This is a genomic window from Bradyrhizobium sp. HKCCYLS1011 (assembly GCF_051167795.1).
Lineage (GTDB): Bacteria > Pseudomonadota > Alphaproteobacteria > Rhizobiales > Xanthobacteraceae > Bradyrhizobium.
In genome coordinates this window covers 985,626-1,001,916 of the sequence record NZ_JBNPTT010000001.1, presented here as the reverse complement: position 1 = coordinate 1,001,916, position 16,291 = coordinate 985,626, and the positions used below count along the sequence as shown (strand labels likewise).

Sequence of the window (16,291 nt, the reverse complement as noted above, 5' to 3'; positions counted from 1 at the left end):
ATTTGCATTCTCAACGTCATGATCGCTCGGCGCCAAAAGTGGGATGCCAAGCGCTACGCAGTGAGCTGATCGAGCGCATGCCAAGCCAACAGACCGGCGAGCCGACGGGGTCAAGGCCGTCAGCCGCCGCAGGCGGTGGCGCGTCTTCGCGCCAGCCTTGAGGCCGGCCGGTCGCCGGTCTACCAAAAAAACAGTTGCTCCCCAGGGACCGGCGTTCTTGCCCCTGTCCGCGTGATGCGAAGCATCATCGCGTGCGACGATGCGCCAGAGGCACATCGCGCAGGCTTCAGCACCGGGAAGCCAGGACCACACGACTTGGCCGTGCGCATCGAAGCTGTTCGTCGGCGGGATGATCCCGCTGCAACTCGATGCGCCCACCGCATCCCGCACCCGACGTCCGTGACGACCGCGATACGTCCCTCATGCGAGGCGGGACGGCGGTGATCAAAGCATGATTTCTGATAAAACGAAAGAGAGATATTTTTCGCGCGAGGACTGGACAGGGGGGATCGGCTTGAGTCGGCTTGCGAAATGAGATTTTTGGCGCAGGGTGGACTTTCGGCGCAATTCTCAGGGTGGACTAAGTAGGAAATGAAACAATGGCGATTGTGATCAGTGAGGAAGATCCGGAGCAGGAGCAAGTGCAGGCGATGCTGGCAGATAGCGACCGCTTCTATCACTCGCTGTATCCGGCCGAGAGCAATCATCTGCTGGACGTGGAGTTGCTCAAGCGGTCGGGCACGACATTTCTGGTGGCTTCGTCGGACGGTCTCGTCAGGGGATTTGGAGCGGTTGTGGATTGTGGGGGCGAATACGGGGAAATCAAGCGGATGTACGTCGCTCCCACTGCAAGACAGATGGGATTGGGTCGGATGATATTGGAAGAACTGGAGAAGCGTGCGAGGATTTGCGGGCTGCCGCTCATGCGGCTCGAAACGGGTATCCGGCAGCCGGCTGCAATCGAGCTCTATCGTTCGGCAGGATATGTCGAAACGCAGCCATTCGGGAGTTATGAGCTCGATCCGCTCAGTATCTTCATGGAGAAGAAGCTGTAGTCGTAGGATGGGTTGAGCGTAGCGAAACCCATCGCACCGGGCATCATTGATGGGTTTCGCTGCGCTCAACCCATCCTACGAACTTGAAAAGGTCGCGCCGATACGATCCAGCGCGACCTTTTGTTTTGGTCCGAACGCGGTCAGAACTGTTGCGGTCGATTACCGCTCCTTGATCACGGTCGTGCTGCTGCTGCCGACGGTGCCTTCGTCTTCGCAGACCTTGGTCTGCTTGATGCGGTCCTCGGCTTCCACGCGGCTGGTGAAGGCCATCGGTCCGATCTGCGTCACGACTTCCTTGTCCGCCGGGCGGGTGGTGGTGATCGTGCAGTGATGACTGGGTCCCTGCACGACGTAGTACTCATCTGCCATCGCTGGAGCGGCGCATCCGATGATCACTGCGCCAGCAAGAAAAAGGGTTGCTTTCATTGTCGCCTCTCTCCGTCAAGATCCTGCCAATAATGGACGATCGATGCGCGGAACTGCCGCTCATCCTTCAATCCTTTCGCGGTTCTGCAACTCGCCCGGCTGCCTGTAGTTCCGCGGGCGCGTCGCGCAAAGACACGACGCCTGCTGCGGCAGCCAAACGCGGGCCTAATCGAGCAGCGTCGGTCATAGGCCAATACGGAACATGACCAACCGGAGTGGCCGCGATCACGGGACGTTCTTGTAGATCCGCCCGTCTTTCATGATGACCTTGAAGTTCTTGGCGGGGTCGGCGATCAGGTCGATATTCTCCAACGGGTTGCCGTCGACCAGCAGCAGATCGGCGAGCGCGCCCTGTTCCACCACGCCGAGCTTCCCGGGGTAAGGACTGCGCTTGCCGGACAAGGCGAGTAGTTCGGCATTGGTCCCGGTCGCCATGGCGAGCGCTTCGGCTGGACTGTACCAGCGGACAAGCGAGGCCAGAATGGCCCCCTGCTGCTGTGCCAGCGCCTGGGAGAACAGGACGTCGGTGCCCCACGCCGTCTTGATCTTGTATTTCTTCGCCAGCTCATAGGTCCGGGCGATGCCCGGCCACACCTCATCGGCCTTGGTGCGTTGGACTGAGCCCGGGGCAAAGCCTTCCCTCAGCTCCTCGGGGAGAGGCTGCAGGCTGAGCCATATGCCCTTCTCGGCGATCAGCTTGGCGGTGGCCTCGTCCATGAGGAAGCCGTGTTCGATACACTTCACACCGGCGGCAATAGCTCGTTGGATTGCTGTCGGCGTGAACGCGTGCACCGTCACGTAGGTGCCCCAATTCTCGGCGGCTTCAACGGCAGCCCGCAGCTCCGGCTCGGTGAACGTCGATACGTCGATCGGACTGAACGGCGAGGAAACACCGCCACCTGCCGTCAGCTTGATCTGAGAGGCGCCCTGCATCAGTTGTTCGCGAACGCGGACGCGGACCTCGTCAGGGCTGTCGGCGACCATGCTGCCCCCAATCTGCTCCATGCGGCTGAGCGGGCCGCCGATCTCCCGCGGCAGTTCCGACAATTGGCGGAAATCCCCATGTCCACTCGTCACCGTGATCATTGCGCCGGAGGGATAGATCCGGGGCCCCGCGATCAATCCTGCGTCGATGGCGGCTTTCAGTCCGAAGACGGGACCTCCGACGTCCCGAACGGTGGTGAAGCCGCGCATCAATGTGTCGGTCGCCTCAACGCCAGCCGCAATGTTGTTGTATCCGATATCGCCGACGATGGCCTGGGCAGGATTCGGCCGGATCAGCATCGCGTGCCAGTGTGCGTCGATCAGACCAGGCATCAGCGTTCGACCGTTCCCGGCGATGATGGTCGCGCCCGGCTCTGCAGCGATCGGCTCCGTCGAGATGCGCGCGATGATATTGCCTTTGATCAGCACATTGGACGGCGCGGAGAGGGAAGTGCCCTTGCCGTCGAACACGCGCACATTCTGAAACAGCGTCGCTCCGGCATTCGCCTGCGGATTGGCTTGCGCGTGCGCGGCGGACGCAAGCCCAAGGATCGCGAGCGGAAGCGAGGCGACGAAAATCCTGCGGGACATCGGGGTCATTTGGCTCCCCCTGGCAGACGTTGGCGCGATGCAGCCTCGGGTTGAGCATACCGGTTCCGCAGACCGGCTTCAATGGGGCCTTGTCCGTGCGGCTGACGTTCGAGACGGGTGAGGAGCTGTTATGCTTGCGAGCAAGGCGTCGAGCGGTGTTCGCGAAGCGTTGAGGTGCGCTTGAATATCTCAGAACGTAGGATGGGTTGAGCGAAGCGAAACCCATCTACATCGTCTATCAAATTGATGGGTTTCGCTCTGCTCAACCCATCCTACTGTCCCGCAATGATCAGCCGTCGAAACCGACGAACACCGTGGCCTCCTCGACCGACTTTCGTTCCGATACGACCGCATTGGCCGGGAAGGTGTCGTCGGGCCAGCCCAGCGCGATGCTCTTCATGATCACCTGATCGTCGGCTATTCCGGCGTACTCGCGCACCACGGGGGATTGCATGATGCCCTGGCTGTTGATCACGGCGCCCAGCCCGCGCGACCAGGCGGCATTGACGAGCGCGTTGGTCACAGCGCCGCAATCGAACGGCGTATCGTCGCTGCCGTCGAGCACGCGGTCATAGGTCACGATCACGCAGACCGGCGCGTCGAATTGACGGAAGCCGCGCAGCACCCAGTCCTGGCGCTTGTCCTTGTCGTCGCGCGCGATCCCCATGGCCGAGAACAATTGCTTGGCGACGCCGATCTGCCGGTCGCGGTGCTGACCTGCAAAGGCCTGACCGATGCGGAACTCGCGTGACTGGGGCACGCCGGCCAGCATCCGCTCGGTGTTCCCAGCGCGAATCCGATCCAGCGGCTCGCCGGTGATGACGTAGAAATTCCAGGGCTGCGAGTTCATCGACGACGGAGCGCGCATCGCCAAGGCGATGATTTCCTCGATCAGCGCCTTCGGGACGGGATCAGGTTTGTAACCGCGGATGCTTCGGCGACCGAGAATGACGTCATCAAACTGCATTGTCCTGAAATTCCCCCCGATTGTTGCTGAGTTGGCTGGGATATTCGCGGCTTCTCGACCTCTACGCAAGACCACGGCCTGCGTAACTCGCGCGGGGGCGCAGGGGGTAAATTCTGCCGTGCTACCTCAAGTCATTGTGTTTGATGATATCGACTTCCGGTGAAGCTGAAATAGGGGTAGCATGACACAGCCGACAGATGGAAAGCCGTCCATCGCAACGTCGGACCAAAAGCAAAAATTGGAGGAACGAACCAATGACGACATCACTACGTTCGATTCCACGACGTCAGGTGCTCGGGGGAATTGCCGCCTCCGGGGCGATGCTGACCTTGTCAGGGCTGGCCCACGCCAAGATGCCGATCGGTCTGCCGCAGGCGCCTTACTTCCATCGCTTCAAGCTCGGCGACGCGGAGTGCACCATCGTCTCCGACGGCCAGCTGCCGCTCGGCGATCCCGCGGCCGCCTTCCTGAACATCAGCAAGGAGGAGATCGCCCGCGAGCTGCACGACAACTTCCTCCCCGCTGACAACGCCGTGCTGGAGCAGAATGTGCTGGTCGCCAATTTCGGTGACCGCGTGGTGCTGTTCGACACCGGCATGGGCACTGACACTTTGTTCGGCGACGGCACGGGCAAGCTGATGAGCACGCTGAAGCAGGCCGGCATCGATCCCGCAGGCGTCGATGCGGTGGTGATGAGCCACGCCCATATCGACCATTGCGGCGGGCTGATCGCGGACAATGGCAGCATCAACTTCCCGAATGCGCAATACTTCATCGGCGAGCCCGACTACGCCTATTGGACTGACGACTCCAAGATCCCGGACAACTATCCGGCGCGTCCGCACTTCCTGGCCCAGGCGCGCAAGAACCTGCTGCCGCTGAAGGACCGCATCCACTTCTACAAGGACAACGAGGAGATCCTTCCCGGCATCACGGTGTTGTCCGCTCCGGGGCACACGGTCAGCCACTCGATCTTCATGATCAACTCGGGCGGCAAGCAGCTCTGCTACATCGGCGACCTCGCGCACCACCCGGTGCTGCTGCTCGAGCGTCCGCGCACCCAATTCGCGTTCGACACCGATCCGGTGCAGTCGGCCGAAAGCCGCGTGCGGATGCTGACCATGCTCGCAGCCAACCGGACACCGCTGCTGGCCTATCACTTCGCCTGGCCCGGCATCGGGCATGTCGCGAAGGCCGGCGACGGCTTCCAGTATTTCCCGCTGCCCCTGCAGCAGCAGGCCGTCGGATCGATCTAGGCGCCGATACGGGCGAGAGCAGGCCGGGGCCAGATGCCCCGGCCTTTGGCCGGTCTGCGCGCTCTGGAAAAAAAGAGAGACATGGATGCCCGGGCCTTTGCCTCGCCGAAGCGGCTGCGGCCGCGCAGGGGAGAGCGTCCTCGGAGCATCCCGTCATGCGCATCGCGACGTTGCGGTTTCGGGGCCGGACGATAGTGTGCCGCCGGGCGGCGCACGGGGGTGACGCACATCGCGACGGATGAAGGAAGCTCTGATGGCAATTCATGAAGCGGCACGGCAGGGGTTTTCCAAGGAGTCGGCGAGCTACGAGCGTGGCCGGCCCGAGTATCCGGACGGGCTGCTCGGCTGGCTCCGTGACAGCCTCGGCGCCAAGCCGGGCGCGCAGGTGGTGGATCTCGGGGCCGGCACCGGCAAGTTCACGCGGCTTCTGGCCCGCACCGGCGCGGACGTTGTGGCGGTCGAGCCGGTGGATGCCATGCGCGAACGGCTGGCGCTTGCCAGTCCCGGAATCCGGGCCCTGGCCGGCACCGCGGAAAGCATGCCGCTCGACGACCGGTCGGTCGATGCCATGGGCTGCGCCCAGGCCTTTCATTGGTTTGCCAATAGCCGCGCCTTGCAGGAGATCCACCGCGTCTTGCGTCCGGGCGGCAAGCTCGGCCTGGTCTGGAACGTGCGTGACGAATCCGTCGACTGGGTCGCGGCCATCACCGCCATCATCACGCCTTATGAGGGCGACGCTCCGCGCTTCTACACCGGCCGCTGGCGCCAGCCGTTCGAGCAGCAGGATCTCTTCACGCCGCTTGAATGCACCGTGTTCGCCAACAGCCATGTCGGTACGTTCGATCAGGTCGTGATCGACCGCACGATGTCGGTGAGCTTCATCGCGGCGCTTCCGGACGACGAAAAGCGCGCGCTCGAGGCGCGCCTGCGCGTGCTGCGCGATTCGTTCCCGGCGCTGCGCGAGGCCGAGATCAGCTTTCCCTATCGTACCGAAGCGTGGCTGGGCGCCCGGCTGGGCTAGTGCAAGCTCGTAGGGTGGGTAGAGCGAAGCGAAACCACCATCGACCGCCGCGGCCACATCGTGATGGGTTTCGCTTGCGCACAACCCATCCCACTTGCTCCACGCCACGTCAGCCTCGACGGGGTCGAGGCGCGACCGGTCGAGCAGATTTCTGACTTCGCTGTCAGAATCTGTCGCGCTTGTCATTTGCATCCTGCGCAACTTCCAACCGGAATACCGCCCTGGGTGCGGAGTTACACCTCTGGTGGAAATGCTCGCGTCAGCAAACAGGAGGCACACATGACCAACCTGCGGACCAAGCCTGTCGCATTGGGAATCCTTCTGATCGCGCTCACCGGCGCGCCTTCGCTCACTCAAGTCTTCGCGGCCGGCGGAGGCGGGGGTGGCGGCGGTGGAGATCCCTATGGCAGTTCTTATTCCAGTCCCAGCCCGCCGTCATCCAATTCAAACCGGTCGGATACGAAAGCCACGCAACACAGGGGCAAGAAGGCCGACAAGCGGTCGTTCCTTGATGATCCCGCCTTCAAACAGGGCTACCGCGACGCCTATGACACGATCTATGACCGCCATGACTACGCCGCGGCCATCGATCAGCTCAAGGCGCTCGGCCACGATGACTATGCGAACGTGGCCAATCTCATCGGCTACTCCTATCGCAAGCTCGGGGACTACAAGCTCTCCCAGGTCTGGTATGAGCGTGCCCTGCAGTCCGATCCGAACCACGTCCTGACCTGGAATTATTACGGCTTCTGGCAGCTCGAGCAGGGCAACCGCGACGCGGCGGAATATCACCTGAGCCGGATCGAAGCGATCTGCGGCAGCGATTGTGCCGAATATCGTTCGCTTGCTGCCGCACTCGAGCAGCCGCAGGGCAGCAATCTCGTTTATTAGTTGCTGCGGGTGATCGAACTGCGAGTAGCGAGTAGGATGGGTTGAGCCTAGCGAAACCCATCGGCATCGTTCATCAAATTGATGGGTATCGCTGCGCTTAACCCATCCTACCCGCTGCTCTTTTCGGGGAATGCACAATGGCTTGGGAAAAGATCGTCAGGCGACTGACCATTGGCCTTGTTTGCCCCGCGTGCGGAACAGAAGGCTTCGATTATCAGCCGGGCGCCGATCCTGGTGACCAGTTCGGAGCACTGGTCCAGTGCTCCAAATGCGGATGGAAAGGTACCTTGGGGGACCTCGATGTTGTTTCAATGCCGCCGTCTCCGGAATGACACTCCCGGATGGGGTGAGCTCCGCGAAACCGGCGGCGCCGGTTCATCGATGGCGGCCATTTCTGGCAGGGCGGTTTGGCGCGGCGGCGACGAACGCGGCGCGTCTCGCCGCGGCCCGACCTCCACCTCGCCCCCCAGGGCTTGCCCTTCGCGCGGGCCAACATGGTTGACAATTTCTTTACGGTTCTCGTCGATGCTTCACATCGCGCACGAAACGACTTTGGCGGGGATATTCCGACAATTGCAGGAAAGTCGTCGTTACCAACTTCGGGCCACGCGCCCACGCAACCGCCGAGCGTCTCCGCTGCAGCCACGCTCGGCTTTTTCGCATGTGGGGGAGCGTGATCGATGCGGCACCAGCCGAAGGTTCTCAATATAAAACCAGGCCGCCAGAAGAGCGATGATGTCGTCGATCTGCTCAGGCGGGCGAACGCATTCCACCAGTCCGGCGATCTTGACCGGGCGCAGGCCGGATACAAGAAGGTCCTGCGAAAGTGGCCGAACAATTTCGACGCGCTCTATCTGCTCGGCGTGTGCGAACACCAGAGTGGCAATTCCGCCGCTGCGGAACCCTTGCTGCGGCGCGCGCTCCAGGTGGATCCGCACTCCGCGACCGCGTGTTATGCCCTCGCGGTCACATTGTCGGCGCTGCGCCGGGACGGTGAGGCGCTGGCCTGCTACGACAATCTGATTGCGTTCAAGCCGGATTTCGTCAATGCGCATCTCAACCGCGGCAAGCTGCTGTCGCGGCACGGGCGTTTCCTTGAGGCGATCGAAAGCTACGACAACGCGATCGCGCTCGATCCGCAGCACCAGGATGCATTGATCAGGAAGGGAGAAGCGCTGCATTATCTCGGCAGGTTCGTCGATGCGATCGCGTGCTACGATCGGATCCTGGCGGCGAAGCCGACCCATCTGGGGGCGCTGATCAATCGCGGCTGTGCGTTCAAGGATCTCGGCCGGGCGAACGAGGCCATCGCCGAATTCAATATGGCGCTCGCGCTGGCGCCGGACGACACCACGATCCTGATCAACCGCGGCGAGACGCTGCTGAGCCTGAAACGGAACGACGAAGCGCTCGCCGATTTCGACCGGGTGATCGGGCTCGACCCCGGCCTTGCGCTGGGCTGGCTCGGCCGCGCCAACATATTGATGATGAGCAAGCGGGTGAACGAGGCGCTGGAGGCCTGCCAGCGCGCGGTCGCAATCGAGCCGAACTCTACCAAGGCGCTGACCCAGATCGGGCAATGTCAGGCGCTACTCGGCAATCCGGAAGCGGCCGTTTCCTTCTTCGACCGCGCTCTCGCCATCAACCCGGCGGACGAGGTCGCTCTGGTGAGCCGGATCTTCTCGTTGGATTTCTGCGAGGTCGGCTTTGCGCAGCATCAGGAGGCACGAGCGCAGTGGTGGCGCCACATCGGGTCGAAGATCGCACGGGCGCATCCGCCGCAGCACCACAACGAGCGCGATCCGGGACGGCGGATCGTGCTGGGATACGTGTCGGGCGACTTCAGGCAGCATTCCGCTGCCCACACGTTCCGACCCGTGCTGGAGAACCATGACAAGTCCCGCTTCGAGGTGATCTGCTATTCCACCTCGCCGATCGAGGACGACGTGACGGCCTCATTCCGGCGCGTTGCCGATGGTTGGCGAGACGTCGCGCAATGGTCCGACGACCAACTCGCGGATTGCATTCGGGCCGACGGGATCGACATCCTGATCGACCTGTCCGGACACACGCGCGGCAATCGGCTGCGGACCTTTGCGCGCAAGCCGGCACCGGTCCAGGTCACGGCGTGGGGTGACGGCACTGGCACCGGCATGCCGACGATGGACTACCTGTTCTCCGATCCGGTGCGGGCGCCCATGGACGTGCGTCACCATTTTGCAGAGCAGGTCTATGACCTGCCTTGCACACTGATCATCGAGCCGCCACCGGTTGCGCTGCGTGCCCCCGAGCCACCCGTGATCTCCAACGGATATATCACCTATGGCGTGTTTACGCGCGCGAGCCGATTGTCCAACGCCGTATTCGACGTCTGGGCTTCCATTCTGCAGTCCGACGGACGCTCCCGATTGGTGATCAAGGATTCTCTGCTCAACGATGTGACCATCCAAGGCAGGCTGCTGGAGCGCTTCGCGGCACGCGGCATTTCGTCGGATCGCATCGATCTGATGGGATCGACCTCGCGCGAGGCGCATCTCACCGCCTATCGGCTCATCGACATCTGCCTCGATCCGTTTCCACACGGGGGAGGAGTCTCGACCTGGGAAACGCTCCACATGGGCGTCCCTGTCGTGACGAAGCTGGGCAACGGAATGTCCAGCCGACTTGGCGCCGGATTTCTCGCCGCGATCGGCATGCACGACTGGATCGCCAGCGATGATGCTCAATACGCTGACATCGCGTTGCGATCGACCCCGGACCAGCTGTGCACGATCCGCAGCCAGCTTCCAGAGCTGATCGCGGCGCGCTGCAGCCCGGCCTCATACACGCGGGTCGTCGAGAACGCCTATCGCATGATGTGGCAGACCTGGTGCAGCAAGCCGCAGCCGACGGCGGATCAGCCTCCCGTCACGCTCATGTGACGGCTGACGCTGGGGCGGTTGTGGCGGCGGTCGATGATGAAGTCGTGGCCCTTGGGCTTCAGCCCGATGGCGCGGTCGATCGCTTCGCTGAGCAGCTCGTCGCTCACCGAGGCGCGCAGCGGCTTGCGCAGGTCGGAGGCGTCCTCGTGGCCGAGGCAGGTGTGCAGGGTGCCGGTACAGGTAATGCGGACGCGGTTGCAGGCTTCGCAGAAATTATGCGTCATCGGCGTGATGAAGCCGAGCACACCGCCGGTCTCGGCGACTTTCGCGTAGCGTGCCGGCCCGCCGGTGGTGGTGTCGAGATCGGTCAAGGTGAACTGCTGGGCCAGCCGCGAGCGCACCAGCGACAGCGGCAGATATTGATCGATGCGCCCGGCGCCGATCTCGCCCATCGGCATCACCTCGATCAGCGTCAGCGCCATGCCCTTGCCGTGCGCCCATTGCATCAGCGCGGGGATCTCGTCCTCGTTCATGTTCTTCAGCGCGACGGCGTTGATCTTCACGTGCAGGCCGGCGGCGCGCGCAGCCTCGATGCCGGCGAGCACGCGGTCGAGATCACCCCAGCGGGTAATCGTGCGGAATTTCTGCGGGTCCAGCGTGTCGAGCGAGACGTTGATGCGGCGCACGCCGCAATCGGCGAGCTCGGACGCATATTTGGCGAGCTGGGTCGCATTGGTCGTCATGGTCAGCTCGTCGAGCGCGCCGCTCTTCAAGTGCCGTGACAGCGAGCGGACCAGCCCCATCACATTGCGCCGCACCAGCGGCTCGCCGCCGGTGAGCCTGAGCTTCTTCACGCCCTTGTGGATGAAGGCCGAGCAGAGCCGGTCGAGCTCTTCCAAGGTCAGCAGGTCAGCCTTGGGCAGGAATGTCATGTCTTCCGACATGCAATAGAAGCAGCGCAGATCGCAGCGGTCGGTGACGGAGACGCGCAAATAGGTAATGGTCCGCCCGAATGGGTCGGTCATGGGGCGCGTCAACGCGCTGGTGTCGGTCAACGAAGCGGTCATGAGAAGCCTTGCAGTGGCAACATTGCCACGGGCAGCCGTGAGGGCGACGGCAGCAAGAGGTCGTCTGCTAATGTAGTCATGATCGCGCCGCGTCACAATCCGTGCCGCGAGCCGTCGTTCAGACCGTCCGTCGCTTTGGGGTCAACGCTGTGCCGCAGCCGGGGCGGCATCGGCAGGGGCCGCAGCCGCGGGCGCTGCAGCAGGCTTCTTGGTCCGCTTCGGCCGCATCCGCTTGACCCCCTTGGGCGGCGGCGCTGCCGGCTGCAGTTCCGCAGATACCGGGCTCGGATCAATGACAACCCGCGCCGGCGAGGTGATATCGCCCGGCGTGCGGATCACCTGCACCGGCACGGTGGCAGGTTGGAACTTGTCCATCGTGAAGGTGACGGAGAAGCCAGATTCCGGCGCCGGCACGGAGACGGAGCAGGGCGTCTTGCAGCCAGGCCCGAGCGAGGTCTTGGCGTCGGCGCCGGGCGGGGTCGAGTCCAGCTGCACCGCGATCTCGGGCGGGGTCGATTTGAACATGTCCATGGAGAACGAGGAACAGCCGGCAAGGCTCATCCCCGCACATGCAATCGCGATCACCCGCCGCATCGTCCACCCGCCCGGTCTTACCTGCGGCCAACTGCCGCAATCCCCGGGGCGACCATAAGAGTGTCGGAAGGGTGGCGCAACAGTGCAACAGTCCGCCGTCAACAGATAGTTGTTGGCGGGAGTTCACCAATAAGGTAATAAAATCAGGTGATTAACTGCGATCCCGTGAGAGGGCGCAGCGCATCCACGGCGGCCGGCAGGTCCACCATGTGGTCAATCAGCCGGTCCGGCTTGAGCTCGGCGATCGGTACGTCGGTATAGCCGAAGCTCACGCCGATCACCGGCACGCCAGCACGTCGTGCCGCGCCGACATCGGTGCCGGCATCGCCCACCATGATCGCCGCGCCGATCTCGCCGCCGGCCCGGGCAATGGTCTGGCGCAGGATGGCGGGATCGGGTTTTTGCACGCCGAATGTGTCGGCGCCGCAGATCGCTGCGAAACGGGCCGAGAGCCCGAGCTGGTCGAGCAGTCGCCTGGACAGCCATTCCAGCTTGTTGGTGCAGACCGCGAACTGGCAGCCACGGTCGGCCAGCGCGTCGAGCGCCGCCTCCAGCCCGTCAAAAGGGCGCGAGGCGACCGCGATGTTCTCGGCGTAATAGTCGATAAAGTCGGCGGTGAGGCGGTTCATCTCCTCAGGTCCGACCAGGCGGCCCTCGGCTTCCAGCCCGCGCTCGAGCAGCCGGCGCGCGCCGGCACCGATCATGTTACGCGCCGTGGCCAGCGGCAGCGGCGCCAGGCCTTCGCGTTCCAGCACGTGATTGAGGGCGCTGATCAGGTCCGGTGCGGTATCGACGAGCGTGCCGTCGAGATCGAAGACGATGGTGCGAGCATATCCCATTCCTGATCCGCTAGCGGCCGGGCCGCTCCCGCGCAAGGGGTGGGTGGCGGATTTTTGTCGGGTTTCAGGCGCGTCAAGCGCCTATCCGCCGTGACAAAAGATCGCTAGATATGCGCCCGATTTTCGCGCCGGACATCACGGGGGCAGGGTTTCGCAGGTGGATATCGACGGCTTGAAACGGCAGGCGGCGGCGCGCGCGCTCGATCATGTGCGCGATGGCATGAAACTCGGGCTCGGCACCGGCTCGACCGCCAAGCATTTCGTCGAGCTCTTGGGCGAGAAAGTGCGCGGCGGGTGGAAGGTTGTCGGCGTGCCGACCTCCGAGGCCACGCGGGCGCAGGCGGAACGCGAGGGCGTGCCGCTGACCACGCTGGACGAGATCGACCGGCTCGACCTCACCATCGATGGCGCCGACGAGATCAATCCACAGCTCGACCTGATCAAGGGCGGGGGCGGTGCGCTCCTGCGCGAGAAGATTGTGGCGGCCGCCTCAGATCGCATGATCGTGATCGCCGATGACAGCAAATGGGTCGGTTGTCTCGGCGCCTTTCCGCTGCCAGTCGAGGTGATTCCCTTCGGGCTCGCCGCCACCCAACGCGCGATGGGAGATGCCTTCGCAAGGAGTGGCGTTTCCGGCCAGATGGTGTTGCGCAAGACCGCCGATGGCCACGTTTTCGTCACCGATGGCGGCCACTGGATTGTCGATGTCCGCCTGGGCGAGATCCAGGATGCGCCGCGTCTGGCGGGCCTTTTGAGCGCAATACCGGGAGTGGTCGAGCACGGGCTGTTCATTGGTCTGGCCAAGACGGCGATCCTGGCTGGCGCGCAAGGAATTCGCGTTATCGAGCGGCCCTAGTGCAACTTGTACCTGCACTGGGGCCGCAATCTCACAGGAGACGAGGAATGAAGAGCGTTTTCGGAATCTTGCCGGCAGCCGGCTTTGTCCTGGCGATGGCCTTGACGGGCCCGGTCGCCGCGCAGCAGCAGGGCCAGCCCCCGGCGCTCAAGCCGGCCTCGGCCGCCTGCATGGCGTCGGCGCGCGAGATTCTGTCGATGAAGAATGCGGCCGCCATGTATGCGAACGCGGTTCCCGGCATCGTACAGCAGGCCAAGCAGACCCTGATCTCGGCCAACCTGAACTACCAGAAGGACCTCGACGAGGTCGCGGTCGTGGTGGCGCAGACCTTCGCCGGCAAGGAAAAAGAGATCGGCGAGCAGATGGCGCAGATCTACTGCAACGAGTTTTCCGACCAGGAATTGAAGGATCTCGTCACCTTCTACAAGTCGCCGCTCGGCCAGAAGCTGCTCAATGCCGAGCCCAAGGCGATCCAGCTCAGCATGATGGCGATGAACCAGTGGGCGTCGAACTTCGCCGACACCGTCACCAACCAGTTCCGCGCCGAGATGCGCAAGCGCGGCAAGCAGATCTAAGATCCCGCGCGAGCGGGGCAAGGACGAAGGGGTCGAGGACATGGCTGATTTCGACGTCGACCTCTTCGTGATCGGCGGTGGTTCGGGCGGCGTGCGCGCCGCCCGCATCGCGGCCGGCCACGGCGCCCGGGTGATGGTCGCCGAAGAATATCGCATGGGCGGCACCTGCGTGATCCGCGGCTGCGTGCCCAAGAAGCTGTTGGTGATCGGCTCCCATGTCCGCCAGGAGCTGGCTGACGCCGCCGGCTTCGGCTGGAAGATTCCGGAAGCCACCTTCGACTGGAAGACGCTGATCGCCAACAAGAACAAGGAGATCGCGCGTCTCGAGGCGGCCTACACCGCCAATGTCGAGAAATCAGGCGCACGCATCGTCAAGACCCGCGCGGTGCTGGAAGACGCTCATACCTTGCGCCTGATGACCGGCGAGAAGGTCCGCGCCAAAAACATCCTGGTCGCGACCGGCGGCGCGCCCAATCATGGCGCGGAAATTCCGGGCATCGAGCACGTCATCTCCTCCAACGAGGCGTTTCATCTCGACGAGCTGCCGCGCCGGATCGTCATCCAGGGCGGCGGTTATATCGCGCTGGAATTCGCCTGCATCTTCGCCAATTTCGGCTCCGACGTCACCGTGATCTATCGCGGCGACAACATCCTGCGCGGCTTCGATGAGGATGTGCGCAAGCACGTGCGCGCCGAGATGGAGAAGGAAGGCATCACCATCCTGACCGGCTGCACCGTCAACAAGGTCGACAAGCATGGCAACGACTACACCACGCATCTGTCGAACGGATCGAGCATCGCCTCCGACAAGGTGATGTTCGCGATCGGCCGCCATCCGAATGTTGCCAATCTCGGTCTCGAGAAGGCCGGCGTTGCGATCAACCCGGAGAATGGTGGCATCGCCGTCGATCATTTCTCGCGGAGCACGGTGCCGAACATCTACGCCATCGGCGACGTCACCCACCGCTTCAACCTGACCCCGGTCGCGATCCGCGAGGGCCATGCTTTTGCCGACACCGTGTTCGGCAACAAGCCGGTGCAGGTCGACCACGAGAACATTCCCACCGCCGTGTTCTGCCAGCCCGAGGTCGGCACCGTCGGCCTGACAGAGGCGCAGGCGCGCGAACGCTTCGAGCGCGTCGACATCTACAAGACCTCGTTCCGGCCGATCAAGGCGACGCTGTCCGGCCGCGACACCCGTGTGCTGATGAAGCTGGTGGTCGACGGCACAACCGACCGCGTGCTCGGCTGTCACATCGTCGGCGACACCGCCGCCGAGATCACGCAGGCGCTCGCGATCGCGGTGAAGATGCGGGCGACCAAGGCCGATTTCGACGCCACCATCGCGCTGCACCCGACCGCCGCCGAAGAGCTGGTGACGATGCGTACGGTCACCGAGCGGCATGTGAGACAGGCGGCGGAGTAGGGCTCCCTGCAGGAGGGCATCAGCGGCCGCTGAGCTCTCGTTTGCGTCCATCATGGCGAGGAGCGTGAGCTCCGAAGCAATCCAGGTTGTATCTGAAGAAAGATTCTGGATTGCTTCGCTTTGCAATGACGGTCCATTCCGGCACAGTCGGGCCGGCAACAACCGTGTCAGCTCAGCGCTTGGCCTTCGAGGTGTTCAGTTTCACCGCGGCGCGGATGATCGCCTTGAGGGCCTTCTCGTTGATCGCCTCGCCTTCGCGGATATCGATCGCGCGTCTGACGTTGCCGTCGAGGCTGGAATTGAACAGGCCTGACGGGTCGTCCAGCGCGGCGCCTTTGGCGAAGGTCATTTTCACCACGGCTTTGTAGGTCTCGCCGGTGCAGATGATCCCGCCATGCGACCACACGGGAACGCCGCGCCATTTCCACTCTTCGATCACCTCGGGATCGGCTTCCTTGATCAGCGCGCGGAGGCGGGCGAGCATCTCACCCCGCCAGTCGCCGAGCTCTCTGATCCGCGTGTCGATCAACTGAGAGGGCGTGGCGCCGTCTGCATCATCCACAGCGCCGCGCTTCGTCTTGCTTGCGACCTTGGCCGATGACTTGACCGATGCCTTGGCCATGCTGCCCGCCATTACTGTCCTCCATCAACCCACGCGGCCCGCGCGGTACGCCATCGCGCGACATGCGGCACTGCGAACAGATACAGGCCGGTGGCCAGCAGCAGGATGAGTGGCACCAACGCCAGCATGCCCACCCAGATCGCCGGCTCGCTTTGCCTCATCGCGAGAATATTGAGAATGACGGCCAGCGTGAAGGCGATGGACAGCCAGCGATGCACCTGTCTGAGCCAGTTGCTCCAGTTCAATGATATCTCCTGTTC

General features: G+C 63.4%; 16 protein-coding genes. 8 read left to right on the top strand and 8 right to left on the bottom strand.

Features of this window, described 5'->3' with window-relative positions; genetic code table 11:
• Positions 1 to 599: 599 nt before the first annotated feature.
• The gene (locus ACQR1W_RS04680; RefSeq protein WP_434849688.1) at positions 600 to 1,055 is read left to right on the top strand and encodes a GNAT family N-acetyltransferase; all 456 of its coding nucleotides are present in this window, start codon (positions 600 to 602) and stop codon (positions 1,053 to 1,055) included.
• A gap of 159 nt (positions 1,056 to 1,214) precedes the next feature.
• Here ACQR1W_RS04680 and ACQR1W_RS04675 read toward each other — a convergent pair whose 3' ends face one another.
• The 3 genes from ACQR1W_RS04675 to ACQR1W_RS04665 all read right to left on the bottom strand — a co-directional run bounded on the left by ACQR1W_RS04675 (position 1,215) and on the right by ACQR1W_RS04665 (position 4,023).
• Positions 1,215 to 1,481, bottom strand: coding sequence for a hypothetical protein (locus ACQR1W_RS04675; RefSeq protein WP_434849687.1), 267 nt, complete (start codon positions 1,479 to 1,481; stop codon positions 1,215 to 1,217).
• A 225-nt stretch (positions 1,482 to 1,706) separates the two neighbouring features.
• Positions 1,707 to 3,065 carry an amidohydrolase family protein gene (locus ACQR1W_RS04670; RefSeq protein WP_434849686.1) on the bottom strand — a complete coding sequence of 453 codons (1,359 nt, stop codon included), beginning with the start codon at positions 3,063 to 3,065 and terminating at the stop codon, positions 1,707 to 1,709.
• A gap of 280 nt (positions 3,066 to 3,345) precedes the next feature.
• On the bottom strand, positions 3,346 to 4,023 hold the full coding sequence (locus ACQR1W_RS04665) for a nitroreductase (protein ID WP_434849685.1): 678 nt from the start codon (positions 4,021 to 4,023) through the stop codon (positions 3,346 to 3,348).
• Between the two features lie 254 nt (positions 4,024 to 4,277).
• Here ACQR1W_RS04665 and ACQR1W_RS04660 point away from each other — a divergent pair, with 254 nt between their 5' ends.
• The 4 genes from ACQR1W_RS04660 to ACQR1W_RS04645 all read left to right on the top strand — a co-directional run bounded on the left by ACQR1W_RS04660 (position 4,278) and on the right by ACQR1W_RS04645 (position 10,112).
• Positions 4,278 to 5,279, top strand: a complete 1,002-nt coding sequence (locus tag ACQR1W_RS04660) for an MBL fold metallo-hydrolase (protein ID WP_434849684.1) — start codon at positions 4,278 to 4,280, stop codon at positions 5,277 to 5,279.
• A gap of 253 nt (positions 5,280 to 5,532) precedes the next feature.
• Positions 5,533 to 6,300 (top strand): class I SAM-dependent methyltransferase, encoded by a 768-nt coding sequence (locus ACQR1W_RS04655; RefSeq protein ID WP_434849683.1) that lies wholly within the window; start codon positions 5,533 to 5,535, stop codon positions 6,298 to 6,300.
• A 279-nt stretch (positions 6,301 to 6,579) separates the two neighbouring features.
• On the top strand, positions 6,580 to 7,191 hold the full coding sequence (locus ACQR1W_RS04650) for a tetratricopeptide repeat protein (RefSeq protein WP_434849682.1): 612 nt from the start codon (positions 6,580 to 6,582) through the stop codon (positions 7,189 to 7,191).
• Positions 7,192 to 7,871: 680 nt separating this feature from the next.
• On the top strand, positions 7,872 to 10,112 hold the full coding sequence (locus ACQR1W_RS04645; RefSeq protein WP_434849681.1) for a tetratricopeptide repeat protein: 2,241 nt from the start codon (positions 7,872 to 7,874) through the stop codon (positions 10,110 to 10,112).
• On the opposite strand, the gene moaA is transcribed toward ACQR1W_RS04645, so the two are convergent.
• From moaA to gph, 3 genes are all read right to left on the bottom strand, one after another.
• Positions 10,088 to 11,119, bottom strand: a complete 1,032-nt coding sequence (gene moaA, locus ACQR1W_RS04640; protein WP_434849680.1) for a GTP 3',8-cyclase MoaA — start codon at positions 11,117 to 11,119, stop codon at positions 10,088 to 10,090. The genes ACQR1W_RS04645 and moaA overlap by 25 nt on opposite strands.
• A gap of 141 nt (positions 11,120 to 11,260) precedes the next feature.
• Entirely contained in the window at positions 11,261 to 11,713 is a 453-nt protein-coding gene (locus ACQR1W_RS04635) for a hypothetical protein (RefSeq protein WP_434849679.1), read from the bottom strand.
• A 143-nt stretch (positions 11,714 to 11,856) separates the two neighbouring features.
• The gene (gene gph / locus ACQR1W_RS04630) at positions 11,857 to 12,552 is read right to left on the bottom strand and encodes a phosphoglycolate phosphatase (protein WP_434849678.1); all 696 of its coding nucleotides are present in this window, start codon (positions 12,550 to 12,552) and stop codon (positions 11,857 to 11,859) included.
• Between the two features lie 157 nt (positions 12,553 to 12,709).
• Here gph and rpiA point away from each other — a divergent pair, with 157 nt between their 5' ends.
• From rpiA to gor, 3 genes are read left to right on the top strand one after another with little or no spacing between them, the layout of a single operon-like run.
• Entirely contained in the window at positions 12,710 to 13,408 is a 699-nt protein-coding gene (gene rpiA / locus ACQR1W_RS04625; protein ID WP_434849677.1) for a ribose-5-phosphate isomerase RpiA, read from the top strand.
• Between the two features lie 47 nt (positions 13,409 to 13,455).
• Positions 13,456 to 13,983: a DUF2059 domain-containing protein gene (locus tag ACQR1W_RS04620; protein ID WP_434849676.1), complete on the top strand. Its 528-nt coding sequence runs from the start codon at positions 13,456 to 13,458 to the stop codon at positions 13,981 to 13,983.
• A 40-nt stretch (positions 13,984 to 14,023) separates the two neighbouring features.
• On the top strand, positions 14,024 to 15,409 hold the full coding sequence (gor, locus tag ACQR1W_RS04615; protein WP_434849675.1) for a glutathione-disulfide reductase: 1,386 nt from the start codon (positions 14,024 to 14,026) through the stop codon (positions 15,407 to 15,409).
• A gap of 172 nt (positions 15,410 to 15,581) precedes the next feature.
• Here gor and ACQR1W_RS04610 read toward each other — a convergent pair whose 3' ends face one another.
• Positions 15,582 to 16,043 carry a DUF1801 domain-containing protein gene (locus tag ACQR1W_RS04610; RefSeq protein WP_434849674.1) on the bottom strand — a complete coding sequence of 154 codons (462 nt, stop codon included), beginning with the start codon at positions 16,041 to 16,043 and terminating at the stop codon, positions 15,582 to 15,584.
• A complete protein-coding gene (locus tag ACQR1W_RS04605; protein ID WP_434849673.1) occupies positions 16,043 to 16,276 on the bottom strand; it encodes a hypothetical protein in 234 nt (77 codons plus the stop codon). Before ACQR1W_RS04605 ends, ACQR1W_RS04610 begins: the two co-directional genes overlap by 1 nt.
• Positions 16,277 to 16,291: the final 15 nt, after the last annotated feature.